At 57.0% G+C, this 25183-nt stretch carries 26 protein-coding genes and 2 pseudogenes; 16 read left to right on the top strand and 12 right to left on the bottom strand.

Features of this window, described 5'->3' with window-relative positions:
• Positions 1 to 73 precede the first annotated feature (73 nt).
• Positions 74 to 730: a glutathione S-transferase gene (locus tag ACW81B_RS12670; protein ID WP_491580586.1), complete on the bottom strand. Its 657-nt coding sequence runs from the start codon at positions 728 to 730 to the stop codon at positions 74 to 76.
• 190 nt (positions 731 to 920) lie between these two features.
• Between ACW81B_RS12670 and ACW81B_RS12665 the strand changes: the two genes are divergently transcribed.
• Together ACW81B_RS12665 and ACW81B_RS12660 are read left to right on the top strand one after the other, a co-directional pair.
• The gene (locus ACW81B_RS12665) at positions 921 to 1727 is read left to right on the top strand and encodes a motility protein A (protein ID WP_491580585.1); all 807 of its coding nucleotides are present in this window, start codon (positions 921 to 923) and stop codon (positions 1725 to 1727) included.
• 7 nt (positions 1728 to 1734) lie between these two features.
• Positions 1735 to 2724, top strand: coding sequence for an OmpA/MotB family protein (locus ACW81B_RS12660; protein WP_491580584.1), 990 nt, complete (start codon positions 1735 to 1737; stop codon positions 2722 to 2724).
• Here ACW81B_RS12660 and ACW81B_RS12655 read toward each other — a convergent pair.
• The 3 genes and pseudogenes from ACW81B_RS12655 to ACW81B_RS12645 form a co-directional block, all read right to left on the bottom strand.
• Positions 2686 to 3640 (bottom strand): annotated as a pseudogene (locus tag ACW81B_RS12655) (MFS transporter). The gene ACW81B_RS12660 and the pseudogene ACW81B_RS12655 sit on opposite strands and share 39 nt — an antisense overlap.
• A gap of 12 nt (positions 3641 to 3652) precedes the next feature.
• Positions 3653 to 3913: pseudogene (locus ACW81B_RS12650) on the bottom strand (type I glyceraldehyde-3-phosphate dehydrogenase); the annotation flags it as partial.
• A 175-nt stretch (positions 3914 to 4088) separates the two neighbouring features.
• Positions 4089 to 4469 (bottom strand): metalloregulator ArsR/SmtB family transcription factor, encoded by a 381-nt coding sequence (locus tag ACW81B_RS12645; RefSeq protein ID WP_491580583.1) that lies wholly within the window; start codon positions 4467 to 4469, stop codon positions 4089 to 4091.
• Between the two features lie 92 nt (positions 4470 to 4561).
• On the opposite strand from ACW81B_RS12645, the gene ACW81B_RS12640 reads away from it, so the two are divergent.
• From ACW81B_RS12640 to ACW81B_RS12625, 4 genes are all read left to right on the top strand, one after another.
• A complete protein-coding gene (locus tag ACW81B_RS12640) occupies positions 4562 to 5725 on the top strand; it encodes an efflux RND transporter periplasmic adaptor subunit (RefSeq protein WP_491580582.1) in 1164 nt (387 codons plus the stop codon).
• Complete coding sequence (locus tag ACW81B_RS12635; protein ID WP_491580581.1) at positions 5712 to 6413, top strand: ABC transporter ATP-binding protein; 702 nt, start codon at positions 5712 to 5714, stop codon at positions 6411 to 6413. Before ACW81B_RS12640 ends, ACW81B_RS12635 begins: the two co-directional genes overlap by 14 nt.
• Positions 6400 to 7608, top strand: coding sequence for an ABC transporter permease (locus ACW81B_RS12630; protein WP_491580580.1), 1209 nt, complete (start codon positions 6400 to 6402; stop codon positions 7606 to 7608). The genes ACW81B_RS12635 and ACW81B_RS12630 overlap by 14 nt, the downstream gene beginning before the upstream one ends.
• 82 nt (positions 7609 to 7690) lie before the next feature.
• Positions 7691 to 8890: an ABC transporter permease gene (locus ACW81B_RS12625; protein ID WP_491580579.1), complete on the top strand. Its 1200-nt coding sequence runs from the start codon at positions 7691 to 7693 to the stop codon at positions 8888 to 8890.
• A 76-nt stretch (positions 8891 to 8966) separates the two neighbouring features.
• Here ACW81B_RS12625 and ACW81B_RS12620 read toward each other — a convergent pair whose 3' ends face one another.
• On the bottom strand, positions 8967 to 10124 hold the full coding sequence (locus ACW81B_RS12620; protein ID WP_491580578.1) for a porin: 1158 nt from the start codon (positions 10122 to 10124) through the stop codon (positions 8967 to 8969).
• 161 nt (positions 10125 to 10285) lie between these two features.
• Here ACW81B_RS12620 and ACW81B_RS12615 point away from each other — a divergent pair, with 161 nt between their 5' ends.
• The 5 genes from ACW81B_RS12615 (at position 10286) to ACW81B_RS12595 (ending at position 15515) form a co-directional block, all read left to right on the top strand.
• Entirely contained in the window at positions 10286 to 11575 is a 1290-nt protein-coding gene (locus tag ACW81B_RS12615; RefSeq protein ID WP_491580577.1) for a DNA recombination protein RmuC, read from the top strand.
• 6 nt (positions 11576 to 11581) lie between these two features.
• Positions 11582 to 12457 carry a squalene synthase HpnC gene (hpnC, locus tag ACW81B_RS12610; RefSeq protein WP_491580576.1) on the top strand — a complete coding sequence of 292 codons (876 nt, stop codon included), beginning with the start codon at positions 11582 to 11584 and terminating at the stop codon, positions 12455 to 12457.
• A 67-nt stretch (positions 12458 to 12524) separates the two neighbouring features.
• Positions 12525 to 13400, top strand: coding sequence for a presqualene diphosphate synthase HpnD (hpnD, locus tag ACW81B_RS12605; protein WP_491580575.1), 876 nt, complete (start codon positions 12525 to 12527; stop codon positions 13398 to 13400).
• Entirely contained in the window at positions 13387 to 14721 is a 1335-nt protein-coding gene (gene hpnE / locus ACW81B_RS12600) for a hydroxysqualene dehydroxylase HpnE (protein ID WP_491580574.1), read from the top strand. Before hpnD ends, hpnE begins: the two co-directional genes overlap by 14 nt.
• A 20-nt stretch (positions 14722 to 14741) precedes the next feature.
• The gene (locus ACW81B_RS12595) at positions 14742 to 15515 is read left to right on the top strand and encodes a YciK family oxidoreductase (protein ID WP_491580573.1); all 774 of its coding nucleotides are present in this window, start codon (positions 14742 to 14744) and stop codon (positions 15513 to 15515) included.
• A 39-nt stretch (positions 15516 to 15554) separates the two neighbouring features.
• Here the strand turns inward: ACW81B_RS12595 and ACW81B_RS12590 are convergent, their stop codons facing one another.
• Positions 15555 to 16556, bottom strand: coding sequence for a thioredoxin family protein (locus ACW81B_RS12590; protein WP_491580572.1), 1002 nt, complete (start codon positions 16554 to 16556; stop codon positions 15555 to 15557).
• A 289-nt stretch (positions 16557 to 16845) separates the two neighbouring features.
• Between ACW81B_RS12590 and ACW81B_RS12585 the strand changes: the two genes are divergently transcribed.
• Entirely contained in the window at positions 16846 to 17769 is a 924-nt protein-coding gene (locus ACW81B_RS12585) for a GGDEF domain-containing protein (protein WP_491580571.1), read from the top strand.
• 81 nt (positions 17770 to 17850) lie between these two features.
• Here ACW81B_RS12585 and ACW81B_RS12580 read toward each other — a convergent pair whose 3' ends face one another.
• The 3 genes from ACW81B_RS12580 to ACW81B_RS12570 all read right to left on the bottom strand — a co-directional run bounded on the left by ACW81B_RS12580 (position 17851) and on the right by ACW81B_RS12570 (position 19931).
• On the bottom strand, positions 17851 to 18465 hold the full coding sequence (locus ACW81B_RS12580) for an NADPH-dependent FMN reductase (protein ID WP_491580570.1): 615 nt from the start codon (positions 18463 to 18465) through the stop codon (positions 17851 to 17853).
• A gap of 19 nt (positions 18466 to 18484) precedes the next feature.
• Positions 18485 to 19510 carry a GGDEF domain-containing protein gene (locus tag ACW81B_RS12575; RefSeq protein ID WP_491580569.1) on the bottom strand — a complete coding sequence of 342 codons (1026 nt, stop codon included), beginning with the start codon at positions 19508 to 19510 and terminating at the stop codon, positions 18485 to 18487.
• A 70-nt stretch (positions 19511 to 19580) separates the two neighbouring features.
• On the bottom strand, positions 19581 to 19931 hold the full coding sequence (locus tag ACW81B_RS12570) for a thioredoxin family protein (RefSeq protein ID WP_491580568.1): 351 nt from the start codon (positions 19929 to 19931) through the stop codon (positions 19581 to 19583).
• Between the two features lie 72 nt (positions 19932 to 20003).
• Here ACW81B_RS12570 and ACW81B_RS12565 point away from each other — a divergent pair, with 72 nt between their 5' ends.
• Together ACW81B_RS12565 and ACW81B_RS12560 are read left to right on the top strand one after the other, a co-directional pair.
• On the top strand, positions 20004 to 20951 hold the full coding sequence (locus ACW81B_RS12565; RefSeq protein WP_491580567.1) for an LOG family protein: 948 nt from the start codon (positions 20004 to 20006) through the stop codon (positions 20949 to 20951).
• Positions 20952 to 21094: 143 nt separating this feature from the next.
• Positions 21095 to 21436, top strand: coding sequence for a TusE/DsrC/DsvC family sulfur relay protein (locus ACW81B_RS12560; protein WP_491580566.1), 342 nt, complete (start codon positions 21095 to 21097; stop codon positions 21434 to 21436).
• Between the two features lie 70 nt (positions 21437 to 21506).
• On the opposite strand, the gene ACW81B_RS12555 is transcribed toward ACW81B_RS12560, so the two are convergent.
• Positions 21507 to 21923, bottom strand: coding sequence for a winged helix-turn-helix transcriptional regulator (locus ACW81B_RS12555; protein WP_491580565.1), 417 nt, complete (start codon positions 21921 to 21923; stop codon positions 21507 to 21509).
• Between the two features lie 223 nt (positions 21924 to 22146).
• On the opposite strand from ACW81B_RS12555, the gene ACW81B_RS12550 reads away from it, so the two are divergent.
• Both ACW81B_RS12550 and ACW81B_RS12545 read left to right on the top strand, forming a co-directional pair.
• Positions 22147 to 22800 (top strand): glutathione S-transferase family protein, encoded by a 654-nt coding sequence (locus ACW81B_RS12550; RefSeq protein ID WP_491580564.1) that lies wholly within the window; start codon positions 22147 to 22149, stop codon positions 22798 to 22800.
• A gap of 96 nt (positions 22801 to 22896) precedes the next feature.
• The gene (locus tag ACW81B_RS12545; protein ID WP_491580563.1) at positions 22897 to 23478 is read left to right on the top strand and encodes a DNA-J related domain-containing protein; all 582 of its coding nucleotides are present in this window, start codon (positions 22897 to 22899) and stop codon (positions 23476 to 23478) included.
• Positions 23479 to 23491: 13 nt separating this feature from the next.
• Here the strand turns inward: ACW81B_RS12545 and ACW81B_RS12540 are convergent, their stop codons facing one another.
• Positions 23492 to 24253, bottom strand: coding sequence for an ABC transporter permease (locus ACW81B_RS12540; RefSeq protein WP_491580562.1), 762 nt, complete (start codon positions 24251 to 24253; stop codon positions 23492 to 23494).
• A partial coding sequence (locus tag ACW81B_RS12535; protein ID WP_491580561.1) for an ABC transporter ATP-binding protein occupies positions 24250 to 25183 on the bottom strand: 934 nt, incomplete at its 5' end. The genes ACW81B_RS12540 and ACW81B_RS12535, both read right to left, overlap by 4 nt.

Raw genomic sequence — 25183 nt, 5'->3', positions numbered from 1 at the left:
TAAATTGTTTCATTGGGGTATTACTCTTTTTATATCATTATATAAATCGAGTCTGACCCCATTGAAACTGAACTTAGAGATAAACCGGCGCATCCCCGGGCTTCCACAGCGGGTGTTTTACCATGACGGATTCAAAGAGTTCCGAGGCCAGCCAGTCATCCAGCCATTGACGCAGATGGACATAGGGCGACTGGTCGAACCAGTCGCGATCGACAAACGCAAACTGACGAATAAACGGGAATACACCAATGTCCGCCAGTGTCGGCCGATCACCCAGCAGGTAGCGTGATTCTGACAGTGTTTCTTCCAGTTCTTCCAGGAATTCCTCACCACGCTCGCGATAGTATTGCTGCGGGTGTTCCGGGTAGCGTTCGAAATACTTGTAGTGGTCCAGGTCTTCCTTGAAAGAGAAATCATTGATCTCCAGGACCTGGTCAGCCGGGATGACGTTGGCTTCATCGTCGCCCAGCCAGTTGTCCGGGTCGTTCTGACGCAGCGCCCACAACACGATATCCCAGCTTTCATCAATCACCATGCCGTCCGGCACGACCAGTACCGGCACGGTGTTCTTTGGCGATGCGGCTGACAATTCCGCCGGCACCGCGTTCAGGTCCACTTCACGCAACTCCACCGGCAAGCCGGCATATTTCAACGCCAGCCGCGCACGCATGGCATAGGGACAGCGACGGAAACTGTAGAGGATGTTCGGTGTAGCAGACGATTCGTTCATGTTCTGTCCCGGTTAACAGCTGGTCATGGCGGCAAACAGGTCGGCAAGGGTTTGCCGCCGACCGTTGCCAATCTTCAAAGCGCGTCATGTTACTTCATTCCACAACAAAGACTTACCGATGATTTTCAGGGAAATTCAAAAACGGTTCGGAAATTGCAATATGCACGGGAAAGCCTATACGGAGCAGGTTATGAAACAGTCCACACGTCTACTTTTATTGATCATAGCGGTCGCCATCGCTGCCATGTTGCTGATTTCGCCCACGCATCTCGGTGCATTCCTCAACCTCCCCGGCCTGATCGTGGTGATCGGCGGCACCCTGGTCGCGACCTTCCTGAGCCGCCCCACGGCGGAAGTCATGGCGATTCTGCGCAGCATTCCTGCCCTGTTGCGAGAGCAACCCCTGTCTTCCACAAACCACGACATCGATCAGCTGTTACGTTTCGCCAGCCGTTACCGGGTTGCCAGCGTACGCAATGCCGAACGCGAACTCGGCCGTATCAGTAACCCGTTTGTCCGCGCCGGACTGCAACAGGTCGTCGACCGCGCACCGGAACAGGAACTGGAGAAAACCCTGCGCTGGCGTCTGTCCAGCGTATTGCGGCGCGAGCAGGCCCGCGTGCAGATTATCAATACCATGGCCATTTTTGCACCGGCCTTCGGCATGCTGGGCACCCTGTTCGGGCTGGTCAATATGCTCTCCGGGCTGGGTGAAAGCGGCCTGCAGGAGATCGGTGGCAGCATGGCATTCGCCATGATCACCACCGTCTACGGCATTATCGCTGCCAACCTGCTGTTCAAACCGCTGGCCATCAAAATGGAACGCCGTACCAACCAGCGCCTCGTGCAGATGAAAACGCTGATGGAGGGCATCCTGATGGTCTATCACAAACGCCACCCGGTACAGATCCGCGACGTGCTTGAATCCATGCAGCACGGTAACAGTGAAACGACGCAACCCACTCAGCCGAATAATCTGACGCTGGTCGGTGCCTGAACCTCCCATGTCCGCGACGGCCACATTTTCACGGGATACAGCAGCACAAGGCGCAGCGTCGGACGATCAGTTCCCCTGGGATCTGGAAGCCGCGCCTTCTGTCATGGAGAGCGACACATGGCTATTGAGTTTTATCGATGTGCTCACACTGCTACTGGCGCTGTTTGTGTTGTTACTGGCACAGGAACACCAGCGCAACAAGACCCCCGGGTATGAAATCCCCGCTGAGCCGGTACAGGTCATTCATGAATATGAGACCGCGCCGCCTGAACCGGCACCCGTTCCGATGCTTCAGCCCTTTGCCACCATCCAGTTGCCGTCACTGCCGCAAATCGTTACACCGCTGGGTCAGCTACGGATGCCGATATCCAGCAGGACAAAAAATACGCGGGGAAAACCGCCCGTGGCCAGCAAACCGGAATCCGTGCAACAGGCCGAAACCCGTGAAAGCGTGCCGACTGAACAACAACCGGAAAACCCGGCAACAACCACCTCACCCGCCGATCAATTGATGGAAAGCCTTCGCAACAGCGAACTGGCTGATCGCATCGATATCCAGGCCCACAGCAACAGTCTGCGCCTCGACATCGCAGACAGTATTCTGTTTGCACCGGCCCGCACCACACTCACCGAACACGGGACCAGGCTGCTTGGTGAACTGGCAGCCACCCTGAACACCCTGCCCTGGTCGCTGTCGGTGGAAGGTCATACCGATAACGTTCCGATTAAAACGCCACGTTTCCCTTCCAACTGGGAGCTGTCCACGGCACGCGCATCCAGTGTGGCGCGTGAACTTATCCATCATGGAATCGAGGCAGACCGCATCCGTGCCATTGGCTATGCCGATACGCGGCCGCGTGCCAGCAACGATACGCCGGAAGGGCGTAACCGTAACCGGCGTGTCACGTTTGTACTGGAATTTTCAGATGAACCACGCGCGACAGAAAGCGAGGCAAAACTACACAGTGGCCCGACGGGAATCCCCAAGCCCGAGTGACAGCAGTGCCGCGGCCAGTACGAACCCGACCGACCACCACAGACAACCGGTCAGACCCTGGGACTGGTACACCCAGCCAGACAACACCGTCCCGATTAACCGGCCACCGGCATTGGCCATGTAATAGAAGCCGACATTGACCGCTGCCTGGTCGTGATGTGAGTAGGCCAGCACCAGGAAAGAATGTACCGCTGAGTTAAGGGCAAACACCAGCGCAAACAGGCCGAGGCCGATAATCAATACAAGTACTGGATCAAACCCTGCCATCAGCCCCAGCGCAATGCCGGCTGGCACCAGTGCCAGGACAAACACCCAGAACCTTGCCGTATCCGCACCCGGGCCGCGCCCGTCCCTGCGTTTACGCAGCAATGCCGGGGCACACGCCTGGATCAGGCCATAACCGATCACCCACAGCGCCAGAAAGCCACCTACGCGGGCATTGTCCCAGCCCCTTCAACGCATTCTTGGACCCGGTCAGCACAGCCACCCATTTGAACAACCGCCCATGCGCATCTTTTGGCAACATCAGTTTGACGCTGGCTTTTGCGCTCATCTTGTTCAGGTCCTTGGCGATACCGGACAGGGCCTGTGCCGCCATCACGTAAGGCACGCTGAGCCAGGCATCCGGCACGGTCAGCATAACCAGCGCAATCACCTGCAGGCCCATGCCGATATGCATGGTCACATTCAGCCCGATACGCGAAGCAACCCAGCCACCCAGCAGGTTGGTCACCACACCAAAGAATTCGTAGAACAGAAACAGGAAAGCGATTTCCAGTGGCGAATAACCGAGCTGGAAGAAATACAGCAGTACCAGCATACGGATAGCGCCATCGGTCAGGGTGAACGCCCAGTATGCTGCTGTCACCACCAGGTAGTTACGTATACCTTCTACCCGGGCCGATGCTGTGTTCATTCTGAATACCGTTCAGAGACTGGCGACGACCTTGCGTGCCAGTTCCGCCAGCCGGTTCGCGTAGCCAAACTCGTTGTCGTACCAGGCCAGCACCTTGACCTGGGTACCATCAATCACCATGGTGGACAGTGCGTCGACAATGGAAGAGCGCGGATCATCCCGGTAATCCACCGACACCAGAGGACGTTCCTCGTAGCCCAGGATACCGGCAAGCGGCCCTTCTGCTGCCTGCCTGAACAGGGCATTCACCTCGGCGGCATCGGTACGTGGCGCGTAAAGCAAGACGGCCCATACGGCCAAAAGCGTTGATTGCTGTGCGTATTGCCACGGTATATCCCCCTGCCTTCTGCCTGGAATTGATGCAGGACGAATATACACTTATCCGTATATATGTTCAAAGTAATATTTTAGCCCGGATGGTGGGCGGGGATGTAATAAGAAAAGGTGTTCAGGCGCAGCAGGATGCGCCGGGGCGGTTTGGCATATCAACGAGCATCTGCCGGTCCTGTGCATAGGGCGATTCATCGGCGATACCCTTTGCGGTCGCTCTCAGTACCTGTTTTGCCCAGGCCGGTAGACGTTTGTTCATACGGTAGTAGATCCACTGTCCTTCCCGACGGGTAGAGACAATGCCCGCTTCACGCAGTTGTGCCAGGTGACGGGAGATCTTCGGCTGGATGATATCCAGTGCATGCTTGAGTTCGCACACACACAATTCTCCTTCCTGTACCAGCAACATCAGGCTGCGCAAACGGGTTGGATCGGCAAGCGCCTTGAAAAACACTTCTGCGGTCAGTTCCATGACACCAAGTCTGAACCAGACGCTCACAGGCGGTCAACTGCCCTGTCACACACAGCACGTCACCCCTCCCTGCCTGATTTGGTGTATCGTATCCCTGTGCCAAATGGAGAATGCAGAACATGGTTCGTAACCGACTGAAGCTGCTTGGCTTCAGCCTGCTGCTCGTTGCTGTTGTTACAGCGGCAATAATGTATCTGACCCGCCCGAAACCCGTTGATGTCGTGGTCGCAGTTGTCACACGCGGCAGTGTCGAGGACACCACGGCCAATACCCGTGCCGGTACGGTAAAAGCCTGTAAACGCGCCGGCATTTCTCCTGCGATTGGCGGCCAGATTGCGCGCATGCCAGTCAAGGACGGTGACACCGTCGAGGCTGGCGAGGTTCTGCTGGAACTGTGGAACGATGACCTGCGTTCCCGCGTAACCCTTGCTGTCAGCCAGGCAAAGGCCGCCGAGGCAACAGCGCGCCAGGTCTGCGTGCGCGCCGAGGTTGCGGCACGTGAAGCCGTCCGTCTGCATTCATTGAGGCGCAAGGGGCTGGCAACGGAAGAAGCCAGTGACAAGGCCGATGGCGAGTCGCGTGCGCAGGCTGCCGCCTGCGAAGCCGCCAACGCCAACACCCGCGTCAGCGAGGCGCAACTGGCCGTAGCGCAAGCGCTACTGGACCGCACCCGCCTGACCGCACCGTTCGCCGGCATTGTCGCGGAAATCAACGGCGAGGTCGGTGAGTTTGTCACCCCCTCCCCGGTCGGGGTTCCTACACCCCCCGCCGTTGACCTGATGGACATCAGCTGCCTGTATATCTCGGCGCCGATCGACGAGGTGGATGCGCCGGGTGTCGGTACCGGTATGGATGCAAGAATTTCTCTCGATGCTTTCCCGGGCCGGACCTTTGCCGGCAAGGTACGCCGTATTGCCCCCTACGTCATCGACCGCGAAAAGCAGGCGCGTGTGGTCGATGTGGAAGTGGTTTTTGTCAATGCCGAAGACAACAAAACCATGCTGCCGGGCTACAGCGCCGATATCGAGATCATCCTGTCGAAGCACGACGATACCCTGCGTATCCCGACCGAGGCGATTCTTGAAGGCAACAAGGTACTGGTGGTCGGAGAAGACATGCGGCTGCGCGAGCAGGTCATTGAAACCGGCCTGTCCAACTGGAACTTCACCGAGGTGCTGTCCGGCCCCGGGGAAGGCGACAGGGTGGTGATCTCGGTCGACCGGGACGGCGTGGAAGACGGCGCTGAAGTGCGCATCGAATCGGTCAAAGATGGCGATCATTGAACTCCGCCAGGTGCACCGGGATTTTCAGGTGGGTGACCAGACGGTACACGCGCTGGACGACGTCAACCTGAGCATTGAAGCCGGTGAATACGCGTCCATCATGGGACCATCCGGTTCGGGGAAATCCACCCTGCTGAACCTGGTCGGTCTGCTGGACCGTGCCACTCGCGGCCAGTACCTGCTCAACGGCGAAGATGTCACCACGCTGAGCGATATTGCCCAGGCCGAGGTGCGCAACCGCCAGATCGGTTTCGTGTTCCAGGCCTTTCACCTTGTACCGCGCCTGACCGCGGCCCAGAACATCGAACTGCCCCTGATACTCGCCGGTATCCCGAAAGATATTCGTGACGGGCGTGTTGATGAAGCCCTGAAAGCCCTGAACCTGGACAGCCGCGCCCGGCACAAACCCGATCAGTTGTCGGGCGGCCAGCGCCAGCGTGTCGCCATTGCCCGCGCAACCATTATGCAACCGAAAGTCCTGCTGGCCGATGAACCCACCGGCAACCTGGACCGGAAATCCGGTCAGGATGTGATTGATATTCTCGAATCGCTCAACGCCAGGGGGATTACCCTGATTATCGTCACCCACGATGCGGAAATCGGCGGCCGTGCACGGCGCCAGATCCACATGCTCGACGGGCGTATCGAAACGGACCAGGTGCCGGAACAGCCCGATGCAAAACCGTGACATTGGCACCTTTGCCTGGCGGGCGCTCAGCGGTTACTCGACGCGCACGGTGCTGATGCTGATCGCCATGGCCATCGGCGTGGCGGCCGTGGTCATGCTGACCGCACTGGGTGAAGGCGCACGCCGTTATGTGACCGGGCAGTTTGCCTCACTGGGTACGAACCTGATTATCGTTATCCCCGGTCGCGCGGAGACCGCCGGTGTCACACCCAGTACGCTGATGGGCGAAACACCCCGCGACCTCACCCTCGACGACGCCATGGCATTAACGCGCAGCTACCGGGTGCGCCGCATTGCGCCCATCAATGTCGGTTCTGCCGAGGCACGCTGGAAAAGCCGGGGGCGCGACGTCACCGTGTTCGGCTCCACCCACGAACTGCTGGCACTGCGCCACTGGAAGATGGCGAAAGGCCGTTTCCTGCCCGACACGGATATCGACATTGCCAGCCCTGTGTGCGTCATCGGCACAAAAATCCGCGATGAGTTGTTTGGCGCACAGCCGGCACTGGGTCAGTGGATGCGCCTGGGTGACCGCCGCTTCCGGGTGATCGGTATTCTGGGCTCGGAAGGTCGCTCCATCGGCATCGACGTCCAGGAAGCCGTGATGATCCCGGTTGCCTCGGCGCAGCAACTGTTCAACACGCCCTCGTTGTTCCGTATCCTGGTCGAAGCCCGCACCCGTGAGGCGATTGAACCCGTCAAACAATTCATCATCGACACACTGAAAGCACGTCACCAGGGCGAGGAAGATGTCACGGTCATTACACAGGATGCCGTGCTGGCCACCTTCGACCGGATTTTCAATGCACTGACCTACGCGGTTGGCGGCATCGCCGCCATCAGCCTGTTCGTGGCCGGCATCCTGATCATGAACGTGATGCTGGTCGCCGTCTCGCAACGCACCGCCGAAATCGGCCTGTTGAAAGCACTTGGAGCCGCACCGCGACAGATTGTGGCGCTGTTTCTCGCCGAAGCCTTTCTGCTGTCGGTACTGGGCGCACTGCTTGGCCTGCTGCTTGGCGAACTCGGCAGCATGGTCGTGCGGGAACTGTTCCCCGCCCTGCCTGCCTACCCGCCAGTGTGGGCCACAGTGACCGCACTGCTGGTCGCACTCACCACCGGGCTCCTGTTCAGTCTGCTGCCGGCACGACGCGCCGCACGCCTGGACCCGGTACTGGCGCTGTCCGGCAGGTGATAAAAACTTGCCTGACCACTGCTGTCCCGTTAACGTCACACCGTCATGCCGGACCTGTTCCGGCATCCAGGAAAATGCGCAGATGTTATTTCGTGATTTTCTGACCCTGACCGGAACTGCCCTGATCGCGCACCGCCTGCGCAGTTTCCTGACCATGCTGGGTATTGCGGTCGGTATCGCTGCTGTCGTGCTGCTCACCTCTATCGGCGAAGGCGTGCATCGCTTCGTGTTGTCGGAATTCACCCAGTTCGGAACCAATATCGTTGCCATCAACCCCGGCCGCACCACCACGCATGGCGGCAGTGTAGGCGTATTCGGCACCGAACGTCCCCTGACCATCGAGGATGCGGAAGCCCTCAAGCGACTGCCGTTTGCAGACTCCGTGGTGCCTTTCGTTCAGGGTAATGCTGAAGTAGAGGCCGAGGGCCGGCGGCGGCGCACAACCATCTATGGCGCCGGCCCCGACATGCCGAGGGCATTCAGCATGCATGTAAAATCAGGACGTTTCCTGCCGGCCGATGACCCGACGGCACCCCGCGCACTGGCAGTACTCGGCAGCAAGCTGCGCCGGGAACTGTTCGGTGACCGCAACCCGCTGGGGCAACGTATCGGCATCGGTGGCAACCGCTACCGCATTGTCGGCGTTATGGAACCCAAGGGTACCGTGCTCGGTTTTGACCTGGACGACACCGTGTATATCCCCGCGCAACGCGCCCTTGAACTGTTCAACCGCAATTCACTGTTCGAGATCGATGTACTCTACCCGCCCGAAGCCAGTGTCGACAAGGTGGTCAGTGGCATCCGCCGCACCCTTGTCGCCCGCCATGGTCGTGAGGATTTCACCATTACCACACAGGCGCAGATGCTTGAGGTGCTGGGGTCGATCCTGAACATCCTGACCTTCGCGGTGGGCGCCATCGGCGGTATCTCGTTACTGGTCGGCTCTATCGGCATTATCACAATCATGACGATTTCAGTAAATGAGCGGCGCAGTGAAATCGGCCTGATGCGGGCACTGGGTGCGCAACGCAGCCAGGTACTGTCGCTGTTTCTGGGTGAAGCTATTGTGCTCGCTGCGGCCGGAGGACTCGCCGGACTGGCGCTGGGCGCAGGCGCGGCGAATCTTTTGAGTGTCATGCTTCCCGATATGCCGGTTCATACACCGTGGATCTACGCCGTCATGGCGGAGGTTCTTGCTATTGTTATCGGTATTGCCGCCGGTGTACTACCTGCGCGTAATGCGGCCCGGCTGGACCCGGTTGAAGCGTTGCGCGCCGAATAAAAAATCCCCGCGGGTGCGGGGATTTCTGGATGCCGGCTTTCGCCGGCAGGACGGAAGACAGACCTGTCAGCCTTGCCTAGAATACATACTGGGCCTGTACAAACAGTTCGTCTTCATCATTGCCCTTGACGCCATCCTTGTCCGAGTTCTGACGGAAGGTAGCCTGGAACTTGATATCGTGCTTGTGCAGGTACCAGTTGGCGCCAAACGAAGTACGGGTCCACTCGGTGCCATAGTTGTCCGCATCCTGCGACTGGTAACCGGCAACCAGCTCGAATCTGGCCGGCACAACCATGTAACCGCCTTCAATGGCCCAGTTCTCGAGATCGGTCGAACCGTTTTTGTAGATACCACCGGTGAAGTTTCCGTCCACGGTGTCCGCGCTGATCTTGTTGTACTGGGCATCGACAGAAGCGCCCGCAGCGCGGAAGGCTGCACTGATTTCGAAACCGGTCACTTCATCAACGTCTGCCTTGCTGCCACTGGTGGAAATACCACCCGTTGTATAGGTGTTGTTATCGTCATCGTTGCTCCAGCGGAAGGCCGCCACGCCAATAGTCGCTTTGGTATCGCCCTTGAAATCACCCTGCGACATTTTCAGAATGCCAAAGGGATGGAAGTCGGCACGTGCCGCCGTCACCCAGCCTTCATTCCAGTCACTGCTGTTATTGACCGGCGTATCGAAATCCAGTTTTTTGGCATCCGGATCAATATTGGCCTGTGCAAAGGTCGCACCCCAGGTGAGGCTCTCCTTGTTACTGCCCTTCAGGTGAATACCCAGGCTGCGGTCCGGGGCGCCGTAGTTATGGTCACCCACAAAGGTACGCTCGACCAGCTGCTGCTTCTTGGAAGAGGTCAGGAACTCGCGGGAGAAAGCGGTTTTCACATTACCCAGCAGAACCTTGACACCATCGAAGCCCTTGTATTCCATGTAGGCGTCCTTGACAGCCACTTCGTTGCTGCCGGAAGCCTTGCCGAAATCAAACTGGAACTTGCCTTTCCAGTCCTTGTGGATGCTGCCTTCGATATAGGGACGGAAACGACGCAGGAACAGCTCATCGACGGAACTGCCATTATCCGGGTCTGCCTGGTGATACTGCATCTGGATGCGACCACCCATTTTCAGGTATTTCTCGCCTTCCTTGTAAACGGTAATGCCGGCGGCACTGGCCGGAATAGCAATGCAGATTCCGAGTACGGTCAATATGCCCTGGTGAACAGCGTTCATGCGCATGCGCTTCTCCTGATTAACTGTGTTTTTGATGATGACTTGTAAAACGACAGGCGCACTGTATGTCGCCTGTATGACGACAAAATGACCGCCACATGACGGGAATATGACAATACGCTGAACACCGGGCAGCGCAGCCATGGCAGATTGGGTATCATGCCGCTATGGAAATTTCATGGATCGCCCTGCTTGTCAGTGCCTTGCTCGCCGCTGTGGTCGGCTGGCTGGCCGCCGGCGCACGCGCCCAACGCCGTATCGCGACCCTGCGCGAGGAAAATGTGCGCCTCACCGCGCAACTGGAGGGTGAACGACGCGCCACGGAAGAAAAGCTGCGCACCTTCGAGGAAGCCCGCAACCAGCTGGAAGACGCGTTCAAGGCGCTGGCCGGTGACATTATGAAATCCAGCAGCAGCGAATTCCTCAAACTGGCCGAGACCCGCTTCAAGGCGCTGCACGAACAATCCAGTAGTGAATTCGAAAAGCGTGAAAAAGCCGTCGAGAACCTGGTCAGGCCTATTCGCGAAACGCTGGACAAGACCGACCGGCAAATCCGCAAAATGGAAGAGGACCGGCAAAAAAGTTTTGGTGCGCTCAACCAGCACCTGGAATTCATGAAAGCGGCACACGACCAGCTGCAAAGCGAAACCCGCAACCTGGTCAAGGCGCTGAAACGCCCCGAGGTGCGCGGTCAATGGGGTGAGCTGACACTGAAGCGACTCGCTGAACTGGCCGGCATGGTCGAACACTGTGACTTCGAGCAACAACACAGTATCGATACCGGGGAAGGCAAACAGCGCCCGGACATGGTCGTGCGCATGCCCGGCGGGCGCGAAGTGGTGGTGGACGCCAAGGCGCCCATGGATGCCTACCTGTGCGCCGTGGAAGCGGAAGACGATGTCACGCGCGCCCAGGAACTGCAACGCCATGCGCGCAATGTGCGTGCCCGGGTACGCGAACTGGCCAGCAAGGCCTACTGGCAGAACCTGTCGGCTTCACTGGATTTCGTGGTGCTGTTCATCCCCGGCGACCAGTTTCTCAGCGCGGCACTGGAACTGGATGCGAAGCTGCTGGAAGATGCACTGACCGACCGCGTGGTTCTGGCAACGCCTTCCAGCCTGGTCGCCCTGCTGCGCGCCATCGCCTATGGCTGGCGCCAGGAAACCCTGGCCGAGAATGCCGAACAGATTCGTACCGTCGGCGAAGAACTGTACGAACGTCTGAGTACCTTTGCCGGCCACCTCGACAAGCTGGGCAGCACCCTGGGCCGCAGTGTCGAGCACTACAACAAGGCGGTCGGTTCCTTCGACAGCCGTATTCTTCCCAGCGCCCGGCGTTTTAATGAGATGGGTATCCGCAGTAAAAAGGAAATGACCGAACCGCAACCGGTCGAGCGCCTGCCACGCGATGTTCGTGACAGTGAAAGCACCGATAAACCACCGCGCGAAACCCATTAGCCTGTCGTGACCCGTCCTTCTTCCGTCAGTCCGGCACAGGCCTACCGCGAGTGCCGGCAACTCGCGCAAGCGCATTACGAGAACTTCCCGGTGGCTTCATTCCTGTTGCCGCGCCGGCTGCGCGATCCCATTGCAGCCATCTATGCCTTTGCCCGCCGCGCCGATGATATTGCCGACGAAGGTCATGCGGACCCGGCCGAACGGCTGCAGCAACTCGATGAAATGGGTCAGGCCCTCGATGCCATCGAACAGGGCACACCACCCGACCAGCCAGTCTATATCGCGCTGGCTGATGCAATTGAACGCCACACGCTGCCCATCGGGCTGTTTCACGACCTGCTCAGCGCCTTTCGCCAGGACGTCACCTGTCAACGCTACGCCAGTTTTGGTGATCTGATGGACTACTGCCGGCGCTCCGCCAACCCGGTCGGTCGCCTGCTGCTGCACCTCAACCGACAGGCCGATGAACGCAAGCTGGCACAATCCGATGCCATCTGCAGCGCCCTGCAGCTGATCAACTTCCTGCAGGACATCGGCCAGGACTACGACGAAAACGGCCGGATTTACCTGCCACAGGATGAAATGCAGCGCTTCGCTGTCAGCGAGGATGCCATACGTGAACACCGCAACAGCTTTGAGTTAAATGAACTGGTCCGTTTCCAGATCCGCCGCGCCGACAAACTGCTGCGTGCCGGCAGTCCCCTGGGCCTGCAACTGCGCGGACGCTTTGGCCTGGAACTGCGCGCCATCATCCTCGGGGGGGCACGGGTACTGGAGCAACTGCACGCCCGGGAGGATGTATTCAGCCGTCCACGGCTCGACCGGAAAGCGCGTATCGGCATCCTGTTTTCCGCCATCCGCCAGGGCTTTTCGCGGCACTGAAGCCGCACGTTTCGCCGTGGCGACAAACCGGTTAGAATTCACCTCCCATTGCTGAACCCCGGACATCATGTCGCCCGACCAATACTGTCAGGAAAAAGCCGCAGCCAGCGGCTCAAGCTTTTACTACAGCTTCCTGTTCCTTGCTCCCGATCAACGCCAGGCCATCACGGCACTGTATGCCTTTTGCCGCGAAGTTGATGATGTCGTGGACGAATGTTCCGACATTGGCGTGGCTCGCAGCAAACTGGACTGGTGGCGCAGCGAGATCGAGCGCTGCTTCCGCGGCGACCCCACCCACCCGGTGACCTGCGCCCTGCTCACACCCCTGCAAACACGCAATCTGCCGATGGAGTATTTCCAGGAAATCATCGACGGCATGGCAATGGATCTCGAAGACACCCGCTACGAGAGTTTTTCCGACCTGGCGTTGTACTGCCACCGGGTCGCCGGGGTGGTCGGCCTGTTGTCGGCGGAAATCTTTGGCTACCGGGATCGTCATACGCTGAAGTATGCCGAAACCCTGGGCACCGCCTTCCAGCTGACCAACATCCTGCGCGATGTGCGCGAGGACGCCGAACGCGGTCGTATTTACCTGCCGCTCGATGAACTGCTGGAATACCGGGTCAATCCGCATGATCTGCTTGACCTGAAACCCGGTGAGGGCATGCGTGACCTGTGTCACCACCAGGCACAGCGCGCTCACGACTACTACCGGCGCGCCATGGATTACCTGCCCGATGCAGACCGGGAAGCGCAGCGCAGCGGCCTGATTATGGCTGCGATTTACCAGACGCTTCTCAAGGAGATCGAGGCCGACGGTTACCGTGTCATGGAACATCGCGTGCGACTGACACCATTACGCAAGCTGTGGATCGCCTGGACAACGGCACGCCGCGAACGCCGCTGGCAACGCAAATACCGGAAACAGCTTGCACACGCCTGAGCAGACAGATGAGGCACCCGTGGTCATTGCAGGTGGTGGCTGGGCCGGCCTGAGTACGGCCATCACCCTGACTCGCCACCGTGTGCCTGTGCTGCTGCTGGAGTCCGCCCGCCAGCTCGGTGGCCGCGCCCGCAGTATCCGTTTTGGCGACACCATAGCCGATAACGGCCAGCACCTGATGATCGGCGCCTACCAGTCACTGTTATCCCTGCTGCAGGATATCGGCCTGGATATCGATACCGTGTTACGGCGCGAGCCGCTGTCACTGAGTTCGTTCCGCAATGGTCGTGCCAGCCTGCAATTCCGTGCACCACGCCTGCCCGCGCCCCTGCACCTGCTGTCCGCCATTCTGTTTGCGCGTGGACCTGGACTGAACGACCGGCTGCAGGCACTGCGCTTTGGTCGTCACCTGAAAACGCTGGACTTTTCAGCGCAGGATGACATCAGTGTCCAGGCTCTGTTGCACAGTGAGAAGCAGACACCGGCCATGATCCGGCGACTGTGGGAACCGCTCTGTATCGCCACGCTGAACACGCCGATCACAGAAGCATCCGCGCGCATTTTCCTGCGCGTTCTGAGAGATACGTTTCTGCAAATGAACAAACACTGCGACCTGCTGTTTGGTCGTGTTGAACTCGGTAACCTGCTACCGGTTCCCGCCGCCACCTGGCTGGAAAGCCATGGTGCACAATTCCGGCTGGGCGAACGGGTGACCGAACTGCTACTGGATAAGCCGGGGACGCTTGCGGTTCGAATCGGTGACAGGGAACAACCCGCCCGACAGATTGTACTGGCTACCCCGCATATCATCAGTCGCCGCCTGATGTCACACCACCGGAAACTGAAAGCCCTGTGTGAGAATCTTGAGCAACTGGGGAATGAACCCATTGTCACCCTTTATCTGCAATACCCGCAATCCGTCAGCCTTCCCCAACCGATGATCGGTATTGAGGACGGCCTGGCGCAATGGCTGTTTGATCGTCGCGTTTGTAACCAGCCCGGCCTTATTGCCGCTGTCATCAGCACCCGCGGCCGACACAACGCACTGGACAACGATACGCTGACAAAAAAAGTCATCTCCGAGCTTGCCGAAACCTTCCCCGGCTGGCCCGCACCCTCCGCCCATCTTGTGATCCGCGAAAAACGCGCGACGTTTTCATGCCGTGCCGGCGTGGATGCCATACGGCCAGCCAACCACACCCCGGTCGAGGGTCTGTGGCTGGCCGGCGACTACACCGACACCGGCCTGCCCGCCACACTCGAAGGTGCTGTGCGCAGCGGTGTACACTGTGCCAACAGTCTGCTTGAAACCCTGAACTGATCGTTATGGAAACACGTATTATGAACATACCGGATAACTGGCAAGCGCAGGACAAACTGCTGGATAAACGTACCATCCTGATTACCGGTGCCGCAGCCGGCATCGGCGCCGCCGCCGCCAGGCGTTGTGCTGCTGCAGGTGCAACCGTGATCCTGCTGGACAAGACTGTGCGTGGCCTCGAACAGATCTACGACGAAATCGAGTCTGCCGGTGGACCCCAGCCGGCCATTTATCCCATGAATCTGGAAGGCGCCACTGAAAAGGATTACGCGGAGCTTGCCGCAACCATCGAACGCGAGTTCGGCCGGCTGGACGGCCTGCTGCACAACGCCGCCATGCTCGGCGCGCTGGTACCGATGACGCACTTTGAAGCGGAACTCTGGTACAAGATCATGCAGATCAACCTCAATGCGCCTTTCCTCATGACCCGCGCCTGCCTGGAACTGCTGATGAAGAGTGACGACGCCTCGGTGGTATTCAACAGCGACGCTACAGGTCGCCACGGCAAAGCCTACTGGGGCGCCTATGGCGTCAGCAAGGCCGGTCTGGAAAACCTGATGCAGATTCTGGCGGATGAAATGGAAACCAATACCGCAGTGCGCTTTAACAGTTACAATCCCGGGCCGGTTGCCACCGGCCTGCGTACGATCGCCTACCCGGGTGAAGCACCGGGGAAGGTATCGGCGCCGGATGAAGTCATCGAACCCCTGTTGTATTTGCTCAGCAAAGACAGCAAGGGTGTAACAGGTCAGCAGTTCAACCTAAACAACAAAATAACCGATCAAGTAACCTGATTAATTTGTCATTGCGAGGACGGCTCAACCAGGTTACGGCTAATCCATCAGATTAATATGTTGCCCCCGGGCTTCCAGCTTTTCAGCGCGTGCCTGGATATAACGCTGAAAGTTCGGCTGCGTGCGGTACGCGCCTGATGCCACATAATCCAGTACCGACTGTACGTGGAATGTTCTGAGGTAGGCCTCCGAGCGAAACACTTCCTTCCCATCCACATCAAACATCACCATGGTGGGCACGTACTGGACATCCAGTGTCTTTGCCCATGTTGCGGCAGTGGTTGCCTTGCCATCCGGGGTCGTCAACGGCGTCTTTGACCACATATCAAAAAGCACCACATCGAATTTTGATAACAGCTTTTTGCTTTCGTCACGCGCGAGGATATCCTGGTGCAGTTCGTCACAGGCGGCACAGTCCTTCTGCTCGAAAAAAACCAGTAACGGTTTGCCGGAATTGCGCTTGTCCAGCGCAAAGGGTGCTTGCAGCCAGTCCGCTGACTGGTGCAATTTTCCGCTGGCCGCGGAAGGCGAGCGCGCTTTCCAGAAATCACGGAAGCTGATTTCCTTTTCCTTGTGCTGCCCAACGTAGTCAATCACAGCATTGAACTTGTGTGGCGGGTAATAACCATTCAGGCGCACCACTACATTGCCCTCCTCGTCGAGGAACAGCAGTGTGGGCGTGTACATCACCTTGAGCGCGGCAGCAAAATCCTTTTCATTGGTGCTCTTGCCGTTCAGGTCGGTCACCTCCAGCGCACCCCACATATTAATGGCGATCACATCGAAGTACTTTTGCGTCTTTTCGGCAATTTCCCGCTGGGCAAAATTGGTATCCAGCAGTTTGGCACAGTAAGGACAGCCGTCCTGGTAGAAGTACAGCATGACCCGCTTGCCGGCCTGCGCTGCTTCGGCGACGTCCTCCCGGATATCGAGAAAGGACGTTTTGAACCAGGCAGGCTTCTCATGGTAACCGGGATTCTCGTAACCCACGGGTTCCTCGGCGAAGCCGGGCGGCTGCACCAGCATTAAAAATAACAACATTAGTATTCCGCGTTTCATCACATGTTCCCTCCAGGCGCTTTCGCCTGTGGCAGATACGTGCATATTGGTCAGAGCGGAGGCACGTTGCAAGCCACATCTTGCCGGAAAATTGGCGCCGGGGATCGGCAATACAGCGGCAAACTGCGCGACGTTTTTTTGACGTTTAACCGACAGTCAAAACGGTTCGCGTTTTTACCTGTTGTTTTTATTGATATTTATATTTTTAAGTCACAGTTGGCACAAATTTCGCAGTAGCCCTGGCACACATCCGAGCAACCTGGATACCAGCATGAACAAACCACTGCCACAATCTGCAGATTTTCTGAAGAAACCGCTAAAAGCGGATGATCGCAGCGTGCTCCAGGAATTAACGAGCAGAAAAGCGCTGGAGATTACCCAGAGCCTTCAGACAACCCTCGATCCAACCCGCCTGATCGAGATTTTCAGTGCCGAGGTCGGCTCACTGATCGTTCACCAGGGTATCCGTTATCGCAATGAAGATACCGGCATCGACCTGAAACTGGGGCGCCAGGCACGCCATGCGTGTTCGTACAACCTGAATATCGGTGACGAACCACTCGGCAGCCTGACGTTCCGCCGTACCCAGAAATTTACCGACGCCGAGTTCGAGGCGCTGGAGCAACTGCTGTGCAGCCTGCTCTACCCGCTGCGTAACGGCCTGTTGTATGAAGACGCCATTCAGCTGGCACAGAAAGACCCGCTGACCGGCATCTGCAATCGTGCCGCGCTCGATGAAATGCTGCAGCGCGAACTGAGCCATGCCCAGCGCAAGGAGACGACGCTATCGTTACTGGTGCTGGATATCGACCATTTCAAGCACATCAATGACCGCTACGGTCACATCATCGGTGACTGCGCGCTGAAAAGCGTTGCGAATATGGTTGACGCCTGCAAACGTGATGGCGACCTGTTGTTCCGTTATGGTGGTGAAGAGTTCGTGGTATTGATGCGCGACACCGACCTCGACGGCGCACATTTACTGGCCGAACGCATTCGCCAGTACATTGCGGAAAACAGCTTCAACTGTTCCGGCGCTGAACTGAGTATCACGGCAAGCATCGGTGTCAGTGAATTGCAACAGAGCGATAACCCGACATCCATGTTCTCGCGTGCCGACCAGGCCCTGTACCGGGCCAAGAAGAATGGCCGCAACCAGGTCTGTATCGCGGCTGACGATCAGGTTAAAACCTGATTCACTGATTCATCCGTCATGCCGGCGCAGGCCGGCATCCAGTGTATTACATAGCATGGATTCCGGCATTCCCCGGGATTTTTACATGCCGTTTTTGAACACTTCCAGGCTCGCCGCCCCACTGTCGCGCACTGCCCGTAACGCCAGCGCATATTCTTTCAGGACACCGAGCGCATAGGCCATACGCTCACGGAAGTAACGGTCTGCATCCGGGTTGTTCTTTTCCTCGTCGTCATTCAGAACCGACTCGACATGACGTACAATCACTTGTTCGGGGATATAACACAGGCGATTGTTCTTGTAGCTGCTCATGCGCAGTTCGGCAACCGGGTAGGCGCCGCCATCGGCCGAAGAGACTGTCACAATCAGTGCCGGCTTGTGCGCCAGTTCACCCTTGCCCCACATGAGAAAGAAGTTCTTCAACCCGGCAGGCACCTGACCGTGCCACTCAGGTGAGATAATGACGAAACCGTCACTCGATGCCAGCTGTTCCGAGATGGGTGCCAGCCGCGCCTGCCACTCCGGGTCGCCCTCCCAGATAGCTTCATCCCACAGCGGCAGGGGGTTTCCCTTCAGGGAAAACAGCCAGCTCTCGTCGCACAATTTTTTTTCCTGCAAGGTGTGCTCTATAAAGCGGGCAACTTTTTCACTTTGTGACGGGTTTCTGTGGCTACCACTGATAATGCTGATTTTCATTGAGTGTTTCCTGTTCTGATTAGCGCCGGTACAGCTCAACACGATTACGACCGCCCTGCTTGGCACTGTACAGGGCCTGGTCGGCACGATTGAGTACATCTGCCGGCTTGTCTTCGGGCTTCAGACACTCACACCCGATACTGACCGTTACCGTACCGAGCGGTTCACCGGTATCGGTTCGCCTGAGTGTACTGTCACAGATTTGTTCGCGAATTGTTTCAGCGACTTTTTGCACGCCGGCAATGGGTGCATTCTCCACAATCACCGCGAATTCATCACCACCGAAACGTGCCACCAGGTCCTTACCCTTGAAGTTTTTCTTCAATACCGAGGCAACAAACTGAAGTATCCTGTCACCTATCTGGTGACCGTGTTCATCATTTATTTTTTTGAAGTGGTCGATATCGACCATCAACAGGCAGATTTTCCTGAGTTGTTGAAGGCTCTCGTCCAGCGACTCGGCCAGTCTCTCATCAAAGGCCCGACGGTTGGCAAGACCGGTGAGCGGGTCCCTGACAGCTTCCTGGCGAACCCGGTCGAGTTCTGCCCTCAACACATCAATTTCATCGGCGCGTGCTTTCAGGGCACTCGCAGACTGGCGACTGGATTCGGCCATCACACGGGTATCTGTTTTCAGTGTCGCCACAAGTTTGTGAATGGCCCGCAGGTCATCTGCGGATTCAAGCCTTGTACTGCAACTTTGCAAAAGATTGCTGTATTTACCCAGGTCAAGACCGGAATCAATCACGATCTGCACCACATCGGCGAGCAGGCGACAGACCTCGGATTCGATTCGTTCCAGCGCTTCCACACCCGGTGTCGCCACATAGCGCAGAAAAAGTTTCATTGCGTGTTCGGGATCGTAGGGCTCATCACCCGACTGAACCCTGTCCAGCGCAGCAACCAGTTCCTGCGTACGCCCGAGATGGTACTCGTACCAGAGCGCATAGTTGACGGGATTCATGGGAATGCCAAGCCGGGTCATCAGCGGGAATACCAGGCGCGCAATTTCCTGTGCCTGCGCGATATCCTGCTGATACTGCATAGCTGATCCTTTCCAGGCGTGCTGGTTTTTTCATGGCTGCTGGCGTACGGGGCGGCGTCAGGACATTGAATCAGACCGGGCCGGCAAGATCAACATGTTCGTCGATAAACCGGCGTATCCAGCCGGCAGGCCTCGCACCGCTGAAACGGCCCAGTTCCTGCCCCCTGTGGAACAGGATAATCGTCGGGAAGCCACGCACGCGATAATGCCCGGCGAGCTTCATGTTCTCACCCTCGTCCACTTCCAGTCTGGCAAGCTGGGCGGTCCCGTCCAGTTCCTTCAGCACGCGTTCGAGTACCGGCGCTATGACCCGGCAAGGTGCACACCAGTCTGCCCAGAAGTCTACCAGGACGGGAGTCTCCCGCGAGCGTTGCAGAACGTCGTTATCAAAACTTTCAAGCGATGTATCGAAAATTATCATCCGCGCATTGTAACAAATCCCGGTTTGTTGCAGTGTACGTATGGCGATGCAGATTCATGATAAAGGTTGCACATGACTGAAAAAACACAACCACCGCACATCCCGTCCCCGGCCGACCCGCAACAGCGCCAGGAACCCCTCCCCTGGTGCCGTCCGAAACCCCCCGAGGAAGATCCTGATGCACCATGCAAGGTGGCAACCATACTCAAAAGCCCGAGTTATATACCGGCAGACATGGATATCGACTTTCTGCAGCAGGATGATACCCGCGGTATCCGCCTGCAACTCGACTACCTGAAGCCGGAACTGTTACTCAGACAACACGGCGTGAAGCACACCATCGTCGTGTTTGGCAGCACACGAATCGTTGAGCCCTCGACAGCAAAACAGAAGGTGGAAACATTACGCCATGCACTTGCCGACAACCCGCAGGATAAAGATCTCCGCAGGCGGCTGGCCATTGCCGAGCGTATCAGGGAAAAAAGCCGCTATTACGACGTGGCGCGTGAGTTCGGCTCGCGGGTTGCTGATGCAAGTGGATGCCCCGGTGATCCACAGTTTGTTGTAATGACCGGTGGCGGCCCCGGCATTATGGAAGCCGCAAACCGTGGCGCCTACGATGCGGGCGTAAAGACAGTGGGATTGAACATTTCGCTACCACATGAACAGTATCCAAATCCCTACATCACACCGGAACTGTGCTTCCATTTCCACTACTTCGCCCTGCGGAAAATGCACTTCCTGCTGCGCGCCCGCGCCCTGGTCGCCCTGCCGGGCGGCTTTGGAACCTTTGATGAACTGTTCGAAACCCTGACACTGATCCAGACCCGCAAGATCAAACCGGTGCCGGTTGTACTTATCGGCGAGAAATACTGGCGACGGGTACTGGACATCGACTTCATGGTTGAAGAAGGTGTCATCGACCAGGAAGACCGGGAATTGTTCTGGTATGCCGAAACCGCAGAGGAAGCCTGGGACGGTATCGTGTGCTGGCATCGCGACAACAAAACCCCCTTGTAAGCCCGCACCTGCAACGCCTATGCCCCTGAAAAATACCTGACAATAAGGCAGGTCCGGTATTTTCTGCTATACCTTGATGTAACCGTGCAGCGTGTTTGCACGGCCTGTAAATGCGTGACGGGCAACAGAACGGGAGTAAGCGTATGAACCTCGAGGTAAATAACAAAACCATTGAATGTAACGAGCAGGGCTTTCTGTGTAATCTGGATGAATGGAGCGAGGAAGTCAGTAACGAACTGGCTAAACGTGACGGTGTGGATCTGTATGTCGACCACTGGGAACTGATCTGGTATTTCCGTGATTACTACAAGGAAAACCTGAGCAACCCCACCATGCACACCGTCATCCGCACACTGGGGCGCAAGGGTGAGAAATTCCACAACCAGAAAGACTACGAGAAACACATCTACAAGCTGTTTCCCAGAGACCCGGTACACGAGGTCTGCAAGCTGGCAGGCTTGCCGATGCCGCCACCGGACACCTGAAGAAATCCCTGATTCATTCATATTCCGTCATACCGGCGCAAGCCGGTATGGGGAAGCTGCTGGAAATTCGCTAGAGTTTCATCCCCTCACGAACTTCCTGAATAAATGCCTCCCGGTCATTCTTCAGCCTGTTGAGCATCGCTTCCGGGACACCGGTTTCGTCATCATACCTGGCACTCCAGAGCACCATTTCCACCAGCAGGGGCGCAAGATCAAATCCCTTGTCCGTCAGCTTGTATAAAACCCGACGTTTGTTTTCAGGATCACGGCTCTTTTCAATAATGCCTTCGCTTTCGAGACGCCTGAGGCGATCCGCCAGCACATTGGTTGCAATGCCCTCGCCCGATTCGAGAAATTCACCATAGGTTTTTTTTCCGTGAAACATCAGATCACGCACAATAAGCAGGCTCCATTTGTCCCCGAGCTGGTCCAGGGCAAATGTCACCGGGCATTTTGAACGCCGCTTCTTCCCGTCACACACCATCATTCACAACCTCAAACCAATACTTGCGGAAGCTCTGATTAATTCGAAATCGTCATTCCGGCGCAATATTCCGGCGCAGGCCGGAATCCAGAACATTCAACACCCTGGATCCCGGCCTGCGCCGATGAGATGACGCATGAATCAGACCTTACTTGCATTATACAAGTAATTGTCTATACTTCGACTACTTGCATTTAGCAAGCAATAGATCACGGAGGAAAAACTGATGAAGCTATATGTCGTTGCAGGATCCGGAAACAGCCGCAAGGTACAAGCCACCATCAATAATCTCAATATTACCGTAGACATTGACTACCTGGGCCTCGTGGAAGGTGATCTGGCCAAACCCGAATTCATCTCGATGAACCCGAACGGGCGCGTGCCTGTGCTGGTCGACGGTGATTTCTCCCTGTGGGAATCCAACGCCATCATGCAGTACCTGGCGGACAAGGTGCCCGACAACACGCTCTTCTCACAAAACCCGCAGACCCGGGCAGATATTATCCGCTGGCAGTGCTGGGAACTGGCACATTTCAATAACGCCCTCGCGACGCTGGTGTTTGAAACGGTATTCAAGCCACAGTTTTTCCAGGGACAGCCAGACCAGGCTGTGGTTGATAGTGCCGCAGAATCATTGAAGACCTTCTCACGCATCCTGGACGATCACCTGGCTGAGCGGGACTATGTGGTTGGTAACGGGCTAACACTGGCAGACTATTCGGTGACGAATATTGAAGGGTTCAAGGATATGATCCCCTTTGACTGGTCCGGTTACCCGCGGGTGAACGCCTATTTCGACCGCCTGAGGGCCGATCCGCACTGGGCCAGCACCGCACCCGAAAGTATCGAAGCCATTGGACGCAGACCCAACGCAGCCTGAGCCAGGAAACCACCGGGGATCGGAGCACATCTGTGCTCTGGTCCCTTCCTGCCTCTGCACCGACACCCGGGCAGGCAAGCCGGCTATAATGCAACAATGCCGATCAGCAACTCGCGATTACCTGACATCTTTTACACGGCGATTGAGCAGGAACTCGACGCGCACCCTGCCGGTATGCGGGAACATGAGCTGATCAGTGCGCTGAAGGCCAGGGGATTTTTTGAATTCCTGCCAGCGCCACCCGCCGATCCTGTTCACCTGTTCCGCGCACACTTCCTGCTTTTCAACGCCCTGTACACGCTCAGGGACAGACTGGCTTCATCACAGCAGGGATTGCTGGAGATTGGAGCACTGAGTATTCGCTGCCTGCCCTGGTCAGCCGGTAATGTTGCCCTGACCTCACCGGACCCGCTGCGCAGTTATTACCTGGACTGGAAGAATCTCGATGACACAACGGAAGATGATGTCTGTAACCTGATTGCCTCGTTCTGGACACAGCTCGGCAAGTTCGATAACCGCGGTGAGGCGCTGGCTGAACTGGGCCTCGAAGACCCGGTGGATGATGAAACCATCAAGCTGGCCTGGCGACGCCTTGCCATGGAACATCATCCCGATCGGGGTGGCGACAATGCGCGCCTTCAGGCAATCAATGCAGCGGTGGATTGCCTGATCCGCTGAAAGACCCGGGTTGTTACTGCTTCAACCGGTAACCTGTTTTGAACATCCAGCCGACGACAAGCAGGCAGAAGGCAAGAAATGCCAGCACCATGAACAGGCTCAGGCCGACACTCACATCCGAGACTTCAAAAAAACTCCAGCGGAACCCGCTGATCAGGTACACCACAGGGTTGAACAGGGTGACTGTCTGCCAGGCAGGCGGCAGCATACTCACCGAGTAAAAGCTGCCACCGAGAAAAACCAGCGGCGTAATCACCAGCAGGGGAATAAGCTGGAGTTTCTCAAAGTTGTCTGCCCACAGCCCGATGATGAACCCGAACAGGCTGAAGGAAATACAGGTCAGCACCAGGAAGCTCGCCATCCATACCGGGTGGGCAATCTCCAGCGGCACGAAAAACCCTGCCGTCAGCAGAATAATCAGCCCGATGATCAGGGATTTGGTTGCGGCTGCCCCCACATAACCGATCAGGATTTCGACAAAGGATATCGGTGCAGACATCACTTCATAGATGGTACCGGTAAATTTAGGGAAGAAAATACCGAACGAGGCATTGGCAATGCTGTGTGTCAGCAGTGCCAGCATGATCAGTCCTGGCACGATGAACGCTCCGTAAGGGATACCTTCGACCTGCTGGATACGTGAACCTATCGCTGAACCGAATACCACAAAATAGAGCGACGTAGACAGTACCGGGGAAACGAAACTTTGCAACAGTGTGTCCCAGGCGCGCAGCATTTCGTACTTGTAGATAACCCTGATGGCCTGTGTATTCATGAGTCTGCCTTTACCAGGCTGACAAAGATGTCTTCCAGGCTGCTTTGCGTAGTCTGCAGGTCTTTCAGCACCAGGTCTGTCTCACTGATGGCCCGCAATAAACCGTTGATCCCTGTGTCCTCATTATGCGGGTCATAGGTATAGACAAGCTGCCTGCCATCGGACGAGCGCTCCAGGCGCCAGCTCTCCAGTGCTTCCGGCACATGCTTCACAGATTTCTCCAGTTCGACGATCAACTGTCTTTTACCCAGTTTGTGCATCAATGCACGTTTGTCATCGACCAGTAACAGCTCACCGTTATTGATCACACCGACACGGTCTGCAATGGCTTCGGCCTCTTCAATATAGTGAGTCGTCAGGATAATCGTGACACCCGATTTGCGCAGGCGTTCAACCAGTGCCCACATATCCTTGCGCAACTCCACGTCCACACCTGCCGTGGGTTCATCAAGAAACAGTACCGTCGGCTCATGCGACAGGGCCTTGCCGATCAGCACACGTCGTTTCATCCCGCCCGATAGCGACATGAGTACGTTGTCCTTCTTGTCCCACAACGACAGGTCCTTTAGTAACTGCTCCAGGTAGGCCGGGTCGGGCTTCTGGCCAAACAGGCCACGACTGAAGCACAGTGTGTTCCACACCGTATCGAAAGCCCCCAGCGTCAGTTCCTGCGGTACAAGACCAATCATCCTGCGTGTAATTCGATAGCCCGCATCAATATCGTGACCACCAACGGTCACCGAACCGGCACTTGCATTGACAATCCCGCAGATGATCGAGATCAGTGTGGTTTTCCCGGCGCCATTGGGACCGAGCAGTGCCAGTATCTCACCGGGTGCAATATCGAGGCTGATATTCTTCAGTGCCTGATGGCCACTGGCATAGGTCTTGGACAGATTAGAGACGGATACGATAGGTTGCATGCTGTTC

The sequence above is a fragment of the Thiogranum sp. genome (genome assembly GCF_058323355.1).
This window is presented reverse-complemented; position numbering and strand designations above follow the sequence as displayed.

Coding starts and splice junctions, on each gene's coding strand:
- ACW81B_RS12615 (WP_491580577.1), top strand. CDS start 10,286: ATGGAAATTTCATGGATCGCCCTGCTTGTCAGTGCCTTGCTCGCCGCT.
- ACW81B_RS12565 (WP_491580567.1), top strand. CDS start 20,004: ATGACTGAAAAAACACAACCACCGCACATCCCGTCCCCGGCCGACCCG.
- ACW81B_RS12585 (WP_491580571.1), top strand. CDS start 16,846: ATGAACAAACCACTGCCACAATCTGCAGATTTTCTGAAGAAACCGCTA.
- ACW81B_RS12670 (WP_491580586.1), bottom strand. CDS start 730: ATGAACGAATCGTCTGCTACACCGAACATCCTCTACAGTTTCCGTCGC.
- ACW81B_RS12555 (WP_491580565.1), bottom strand. CDS start 21,923: ATGATGGTGTGTGACGGGAAGAAGCGGCGTTCAAAATGCCCGGTGACA.
- ACW81B_RS12595 (WP_491580573.1), top strand. CDS start 14,742: ATGAACATACCGGATAACTGGCAAGCGCAGGACAAACTGCTGGATAAA.
- ACW81B_RS12580 (WP_491580570.1), bottom strand. CDS start 18,465: ATGAAAATCAGCATTATCAGTGGTAGCCACAGAAACCCGTCACAAAGT.
- ACW81B_RS12560 (WP_491580566.1), top strand. CDS start 21,095: ATGAACCTCGAGGTAAATAACAAAACCATTGAATGTAACGAGCAGGGC.
- ACW81B_RS12540 (WP_491580562.1), bottom strand. CDS start 24,253: ATGAATACACAGGCCATCAGGGTTATCTACAAGTACGAAATGCTGCGC.
- ACW81B_RS12630 (WP_491580580.1), top strand. CDS start 6,400: ATGCAAAACCGTGACATTGGCACCTTTGCCTGGCGGGCGCTCAGCGGT.
- ACW81B_RS12550 (WP_491580564.1), top strand. CDS start 22,147: ATGAAGCTATATGTCGTTGCAGGATCCGGAAACAGCCGCAAGGTACAA.
- ACW81B_RS12545 (WP_491580563.1), top strand. CDS start 22,897: ATGCCGATCAGCAACTCGCGATTACCTGACATCTTTTACACGGCGATT.
- ACW81B_RS12640 (WP_491580582.1), top strand. CDS start 4,562: ATGGTTCGTAACCGACTGAAGCTGCTTGGCTTCAGCCTGCTGCTCGTT.
- ACW81B_RS12570 (WP_491580568.1), bottom strand. CDS start 19,931: ATGATAATTTTCGATACATCGCTTGAAAGTTTTGATAACGACGTTCTG.
- ACW81B_RS12625 (WP_491580579.1), top strand. CDS start 7,691: ATGTTATTTCGTGATTTTCTGACCCTGACCGGAACTGCCCTGATCGCG.
- ACW81B_RS12665 (WP_491580585.1), top strand. CDS start 921: ATGAAACAGTCCACACGTCTACTTTTATTGATCATAGCGGTCGCCATC.
- ACW81B_RS12590 (WP_491580572.1), bottom strand. CDS start 16,556: ATGTTGTTATTTTTAATGCTGGTGCAGCCGCCCGGCTTCGCCGAGGAA.
- ACW81B_RS12660 (WP_491580584.1), top strand. CDS start 1,735: ATGTCCGCGACGGCCACATTTTCACGGGATACAGCAGCACAAGGCGCA.
- ACW81B_RS12575 (WP_491580569.1), bottom strand. CDS start 19,510: ATGCAGTATCAGCAGGATATCGCGCAGGCACAGGAAATTGCGCGCCTG.
- hpnD (WP_491580575.1), top strand. CDS start 12,525: ATGTCGCCCGACCAATACTGTCAGGAAAAAGCCGCAGCCAGCGGCTCA.
- ACW81B_RS12635 (WP_491580581.1), top strand. CDS start 5,712: ATGGCGATCATTGAACTCCGCCAGGTGCACCGGGATTTTCAGGTGGGT.
- ACW81B_RS12620 (WP_491580578.1), bottom strand. CDS start 10,124: ATGCGCATGAACGCTGTTCACCAGGGCATATTGACCGTACTCGGAATC.